The organism is Sphingomonas sp. LH128, from assembly GCF_000293195.2.
GTDB classification, from domain to species: Bacteria; Pseudomonadota; Alphaproteobacteria; order Sphingomonadales; family Sphingomonadaceae; genus Novosphingobium; species Novosphingobium resinovorum_A.
Genome location: NZ_ALVC01000050.1, coordinates 1 through 5,838 on the forward strand (window position 1 = coordinate 1; position 5,838 = coordinate 5,838).

6 protein-coding genes and 1 pseudogene are annotated in these 5,838 nt (G+C 59.2%); 6 read left to right on the forward strand and 1 reads right to left on the reverse strand.

Going from position 1 to position 5,838, the window contains the following annotated elements:
- Positions 1–49: 49 nt before the first annotated feature.
- Positions 50–901, forward strand: a complete 852-nt coding sequence (locus LH128_RS04900) for a sensor histidine kinase (RefSeq protein ID WP_051211416.1) — start codon at positions 50–52, stop codon at positions 899–901.
- A gap of 183 nt (positions 902–1,084) precedes the next feature.
- Here the strand turns inward: LH128_RS04900 and LH128_RS34330 are convergent, their stop codons facing one another.
- Positions 1,085–1,276, reverse strand: a complete 192-nt coding sequence (locus tag LH128_RS34330; protein ID WP_008828471.1) for a hypothetical protein — start codon at positions 1,274–1,276, stop codon at positions 1,085–1,087.
- A 114-nt stretch (positions 1,277–1,390) separates the two neighbouring features.
- Between LH128_RS34330 and LH128_RS04910 the strand changes: the two genes are divergently transcribed.
- The 5 genes and pseudogenes from LH128_RS04910 (at position 1,391) to LH128_RS04930 (ending at position 5,749) form a co-directional block, all read left to right on the forward strand.
- Entirely contained in the window at positions 1,391–1,687 is a 297-nt protein-coding gene (locus LH128_RS04910) for a hypothetical protein (RefSeq protein ID WP_008828472.1), read from the forward strand.
- 109 nt (positions 1,688–1,796) lie between these two features.
- Entirely contained in the window at positions 1,797–2,405 is a 609-nt protein-coding gene (locus LH128_RS04915) for a DedA family protein (protein ID WP_008828473.1), read from the forward strand.
- Positions 2,398–2,922: an MgtC/SapB family protein gene (locus LH128_RS04920; protein ID WP_008828474.1), complete on the forward strand. Its 525-nt coding sequence runs from the start codon at positions 2,398–2,400 to the stop codon at positions 2,920–2,922. The genes LH128_RS04915 and LH128_RS04920 overlap by 8 nt, the downstream gene beginning before the upstream one ends.
- Before the next feature lie 119 nt (positions 2,923–3,041).
- Positions 3,042–4,256 (forward strand): diguanylate cyclase domain-containing protein, encoded by a 1,215-nt coding sequence (locus tag LH128_RS04925; protein ID WP_172704947.1) that lies wholly within the window; start codon positions 3,042–3,044, stop codon positions 4,254–4,256.
- 152 nt (positions 4,257–4,408) lie between these two features.
- A pseudogene (locus LH128_RS04930) lies at positions 4,409–5,749 on the forward strand (IS1182 family transposase).
- Positions 5,750–5,838: the final 89 nt, after the last annotated feature.

Genomic DNA, 5,838 nt, shown 5'->3' on the forward strand with positions numbered 1-5,838 from the left:
CAACCGATCCTACCGGCCATCATAGTTGCCGCTCAACCGGCCACCGTAGTTGTCGCCGCGCAACGGGAGCTTCTTCGGGACATTGTGCGCGCTCGATCCTCTTCCAGCCAAGCTCTCCAACCCCGGCATCATCGCCACGTTCGAGAATTTCGCGCAGTTGATCGGCCTTCAGCTCGACTTGCAGGACGATCTTGTTCGCAAGGAGGATCAACTCCTGGAAGCGGGGCAGACAGCTGAAATCCGCGAACGCTTCATCGCTATTCTAGGGCACGACTTGCGAAATCCGGTCGCTGCTATCGAAGCTGGCATCACCATGCTCGGCAGGACGCAAACCGACGAGAAATCCGGCTGGATACTGACGCAGCTGCTGCAAAGCACCCGGCGTATCAGCTTGCTGATCAATGATTTACTCGACTTCGCACGCGGTCGTCTCGGGTCCGGACTGACGCTGCGGTCGGTGCTCGTGCCGAGGATGTCCGTCCCGATCGAGCAGGTGATCGCGGAACTCCAGATTGTCCACCCAGACAGGATCGTCGACCTGAACCTCAAACTCGAAGAGGCGGTGACGTGTGACGTCGAGCGCATAACGCAACTCGTCTCGAATCTCGTCGGCAATGCCCTTACCCACGGAGCGGTGGACGAACCCATCGCCGTGACTGCGACATCCGCTGGCGGCACTTTCACCCTGAGCGTCTCGAATGGCGGTACCCCGATCCCGGATGAAGTCCTGCCGACGCTGTTTCAGCCGTTCACGCAATCCGCAGAGGGACAATCGGCGAACGGTCTCGGCCTCGGCCTCTTCATAGCAAGCGAGATCGCCAAGGCGCACGGCGGCTCCATTGAGGTTAGTTCTTCTGACGAGGGGACGAGGTTTAAATTGACCATGCCCTGCAGTTGTTGATCGCCTTCTTAGGCTCTCGTTAAAATCTTCAGCAATACCGTGCATGGTGAATATCACTAAATGGCCATATGCTAATCATACACTTCGATCGAAGCATTCGGCAGCTTTTGACAGGGGCAGTCATTTACTAAGGCAGTTTTAATTGACCGGCCTTGGTCGGGACGCGATGCACCCTAAGGGCGCTCATTGCTTGTCCGGCAGATCGTCAGGTAACCTGCCGCCTGCCGCCTGCCGCCTGTCGCCGCCTCGCTCGGCCTGCGCGCGGGTCGGTTCGGGCGCCCGAGACTCGTAGATATCGGTGGTCACTGGCGCTGGACTGCGGCGCCCCTGGCCGGAGATCGTGCCGCTGAAATCGGCGGGGGCGACCTTGTGCAAAGGTCCATTTCTGACAATCAAGACATTGCGGCGAATTGATCAACACAGATCGGGACGAATTAGCAGTTGCCGCGTTCAAGGGATTGGCGGGGGCAAACGACAAGGAGACGGATCATGCCTCGCGGAGACAAGTCGAGCTACACCGACAAGCAGAAGCGGAAGGCTGAGCATATCGAAGAGGGCTACGAGGACCGTGGGGTAGGAAAAGAGGAAGCAGAAAGGCGCGCCTGGGCGACGGTCAACAAGGAGTCCGGGGGCGGAAAGAAATCTGGCTCTGGCCGCGGCAAGAAAGAAAACCACGAGAGTTCGCGCAAAGGCGGCCGCAAGGGCGGATCGAGCCAGAGCGCGGAAAAGCGCTCTGCGGCCGCAAAAAAGGGCTGGGAAACCCGCCGACGCAGGGGGAATGCCTGATGTGGATCCACAAGATGATAGCGCCGCATACGGGTTTGGGTGGATGGCATGATGCTGGGGTGTCTTCGTGATGAAATTTCAATCTTCACGATCTTCGGGATAGCGGTGTATGACGGAATGGATCTCGGCCATTGTCGAGCAGATGGGGTACTGGGGCATCGCGGTGCTCATGCTGCTTGAGAATGTCTTTCCTCCCATACCCTCTGAAGTGATCATGCCCCTGGCGGGCTACACTGCGGCTGACGGCAGCCTCAACATTATGCTTGTCGTCATATCCGGCACGATAGGGACGGTCACTGGCGCCGCCTTCTGGTGGTCGCTGGCAAGTAAATGCGGTGACCGGCGATTGAAAAAACTGGCTGACCGCCACGGGCGCTGGCTTACCTTATCGGCGAGCGATATCGATCACATCGACGACTGGTTCGATCGGCACGGCTCATGGGCAATTCCCGTTGCCCACATCATTCCTGGACTGCGCACGCTGATCTCGATTCCGGCTGGCGTGTTTGGCACCCCTTTCCCACGGTTTCTCATCTTGACTACGCTGGGATCGGCTGTGTGGAACAGTTTTCTGGCTGGAGCCGGATACGTTCTGGGGAAGCAGTTCTCGGCCGTCGACCGGTACCTCGGGCCTGCTGGCCTGGGGATCATGGCGGCAGTCCTGGTCTACTTTATCTATCGCGTCATCACGTTCCGGCCGAGTAGGAAAGATGCTTGAAGACGACCTGCCCACGACCCTGATGAGGCTCGGTCTTGCGACGGTTCTGGGCCTCGCCCTCGGCTGCGAACGCGAGCGCCGTGGGCACGATGCGGGTTTACGCACGCATGGACTTGTCGCGCTAAGTTCGGGGATGCTGACATTGTCGGCGCTGGAACTCGTCGAGCACCATGCAGAGGGTGATCCCGTTCGCGTCATACAGGGGCTTGCGCAGGCGATTGGTTTTATCGCCGGTGGCCTCATTTTCGTGCGCGGCGGAGATGTGCGCAATATGACGACCGCGGCAAGCCTGTGGATGGCTGCGGCCGTGGGGATCACTGCCGGGGCCGGTCAGTATATCCTCGTCCTGGCTGGCACAGCGCTCGCTCTCCTGCTGCTTGTCGCTGCTTCCCTTGTCGAACGCTATTTTCCAGCAAAGGAAGATACCGATAGTCAGCAAACGACGCAAATGCCGAACCGCCGCGGTGCTGCCGTTCCGCCTCCCTCGAGCAATCAGCTGAACGGAAACGACGAGTAGGCGCCAGGGGCCCGATGCAGGCCATGATGAGCCCTTGCGCGAGAAGGGCCTAATCGCGACCAGGCACAGCACGCCTGATTCTGGTCAAATCGTTAAGCCTGATCCTGTATCATCGTTTGATGGAGAGACGATCCCCATCCCCTCGCACCCGTCCGCAGGCGACGATTTTTGGGCAGACGGCAGATGAACTGCTGCCGGAGGCCGTCTATCGCGACCTTCTCGCACCGCTCTTCGCGATGGCGACCCCAATCCTGGGATTTGGCATTCTCTACGCCGTCGTAGGAACACTGGTCCTGGTGAACTGGCACAGCGGGCCGGTTCTTGCGCTGGTACTTTGCTCCAGCATCGTGACCGCAGTTCGCCTTGTGATCATTCGCGCATATCACCGAGCGGGGGGGCTGACTCAGGACATTCCCGCGCTTCGGCGGTGGGAGAAGCGCTACACATGGGCAACATGTGCCTGTGCCGGCCTGATAGCGAGCCTCAATCTGGTGGCGCTCGCAGCGCCCCATCCCCTCGTCCACCTGGCCACCGTCAGCCTGATCTTCACCTTTGGCGCCGGGATCGTGTCGCGCAATGCGGGCCGACCCAGGCTCTGCTGGCTTGGCCAGACGATCACGGTTGTCCCGGTGTCGTTGGGAATGCTCGTGTACGCGACGCGGATCGGTGCTCAGACCGTGACCGGGCAGTTCTTCATACTTGAGGCCATTCTGCTTCTCGTCGTGGCGGCGATGAGCATCGAATCCGTCCGACATCTTTATCAGTCTGCGCTCGAGCATCTGACGACCAAGCATGACCTTGGAAATCTGGCGCGATACGATCCACTCACCGGTCTTGCCAACCGGTTGCTGGTGCGTGAATCCTTTTTCAAACAGGCGCAAACGTGCCGGATCGATCAGCAGATCGCCATTCACTATCTCGATCTGGACGGCTTCAAGGCCATCAACGACCAGTTCGGGCATCCGGTCGGAGACAGACTGCTGGTCGAAGTCGCCACGCGATTGGGCGCTGCAGTGAGAGGCGATGACGTTGTCGGCCGCCTTGGTGGCGATGAATTCGTGGTCCTTCAACCCGGCGTGCTGCATGCGGACCAGGCCGAGCTTCTTGCGCGCCGCATTATCCGCCAACTTTCCGAAAGCTACCGCATCGACGATACGGAGATGGAGATTTCCGCCAGCGTCGGGATTTCACTATCGCCTGTTCATGGTCTGGACCTCGACAGGCTTCTGCAATGCGCCGACGCCGCGCTGTACCGTTCCAAGAGGAAGGGCAAAGCACAGGTTCATTTCTGTGAGGACTCACCGCCTTCCGGCAGCGGCAGGGCAGTCGCGTAGGCCCTGAACCTGAATGGCGGGCGTTGGTCGAAATAGCCTAATCTGGCAGGTCGCGGAATCGCTCTACGTATTTTTGCACACTTCTAAAATTCTGCGATCGGAAATTATTCTGCGGCCATAAGGCACTTTTTGAGGGAGAGGATTCGTGCTCGCTGGATGATTACGTCAGCGAACATAACCCGATCAGGGTGGTCGAAGCCTTTATCAATGAGCTTGATCTGACGGCTTGAGGGCTTGAAGGCATGACCCCGGCATTGACAGGGCGACCCGCTTATCATCCATCGACCATGCCGAATATCGATTTGTAAGGCTATCTCAATAGCACCCAGTCGAGCCGACGGCTCGAACGGGAAGCAGGCCGCAATATCGAGTTGATGTGGCTGACGGGTCGGCTGGCGCCAGAGTTCAAGACGATTGCCAATTTCCCGCGTGACAACGGTGCTGCCATTCGTGCGGTATGCGGGCAGTTCGCGATGCTCTGCCGCAGCACGGGCCTGTTCAGCGGCGCCATGGTTGCGGTGGATGGCAGCAAGTTTAAGGCAGTGAACAACCGGGATCGCAACTTCACGGCGCATAAGGGGGCCGCGCGCATCGAACAGGTCCAGGCCAGCATAGATCGCTATCTGGTCGCGCTCGACCAGGCCGATCGTGGGGACAGTGACGTGCCCGAGATGCGGGCTGACAAGATCCGCGAGAAGGTCGCCGGGCTACGCCGTCAGATGCAATATCTGAAAGACATGACCGCGCAGGTAGAGGCTGCCCTCGACAATCAGATATCCCTCACCGATCTCGATGCTCGGTCCATGGCCACGACCGGCCGTGGCACGGGTGTTGTCGGCTACACTGTACGGGCGGCGGTAGATACCGAGCATCATATCATCATTGCGCATGAGGTAGCGAACGAAGGCTCCGATCGTGCCCAGCTTGTTCCCATGGGCCGCGTTGCCCTGTACGCCGCTGGCACCCCGGATCTCACGGTGCTTGCAGACAGGGGCTATTACAGCCGTGACCAGATACTGGAATGCCAAAGCACGGGTGTGCTCCCCTGCGTTCCCAAGGTCGATACATCAGGCCGGTCGAAGCTGGGTCTCTTTGCAAGGCCGGACTGCGTCTATGACGTTGTCCATGGTTGCTACCGCTGTCCTGCCGGATCCCATCTAGCGCGAAGCAAGGTCCGTTCGGATCGAGAAGGTGAGATCGGCCACTACCGCAACCTTGCCGCCTGCCATTCCTGTCAGCTCAGGCCGCGCTGTACGCCGGAAAAGGTGAAGAGGGTCAAGCGATGGGCGCATGAGGCGATACTGGATGAGATGCAAATGCGCCTCAATCAGTTGCCGGATGCCATGGGCATTAGGCGACAGACGGTCGAACATGTCTTCGGCACGCTCAAAGCCTGGATGGGCAGTACGCCCTTCCTCACCAGGACCCTGAAAAATGTCAGAAAAGAGATGAGCCTCAGCGTTCTGGCCTACAATATGAAGCGTTTGATTTAGCAGGCTGCGGAAAAAGGCGCCGCAGTGGTCACCGTCGATCTGCGTTCGAAGGAGGGGGACTGGTCTGTCGCTCGTTTCAGGGTGAAATT

What these genes read in the sequence shown, in the direction of transcription:
- LH128_RS04920 (WP_008828474.1), top strand. Translation starts at nt 2,398, where the DNA reads ATGCTTGAAGACGACCTGCCCACGACCCTGATGAGGCTCGGTCTTGCG.
- LH128_RS04925 (WP_172704947.1), top strand. Translation starts at nt 3,042, where the DNA reads ATGGAGAGACGATCCCCATCCCCTCGCACCCGTCCGCAGGCGACGATT.
- LH128_RS04910 (WP_008828472.1), top strand. Translation starts at nt 1,391, where the DNA reads ATGCCTCGCGGAGACAAGTCGAGCTACACCGACAAGCAGAAGCGGAAG.
- LH128_RS04915 (WP_008828473.1), top strand. Translation starts at nt 1,797, where the DNA reads ATGACGGAATGGATCTCGGCCATTGTCGAGCAGATGGGGTACTGGGGC.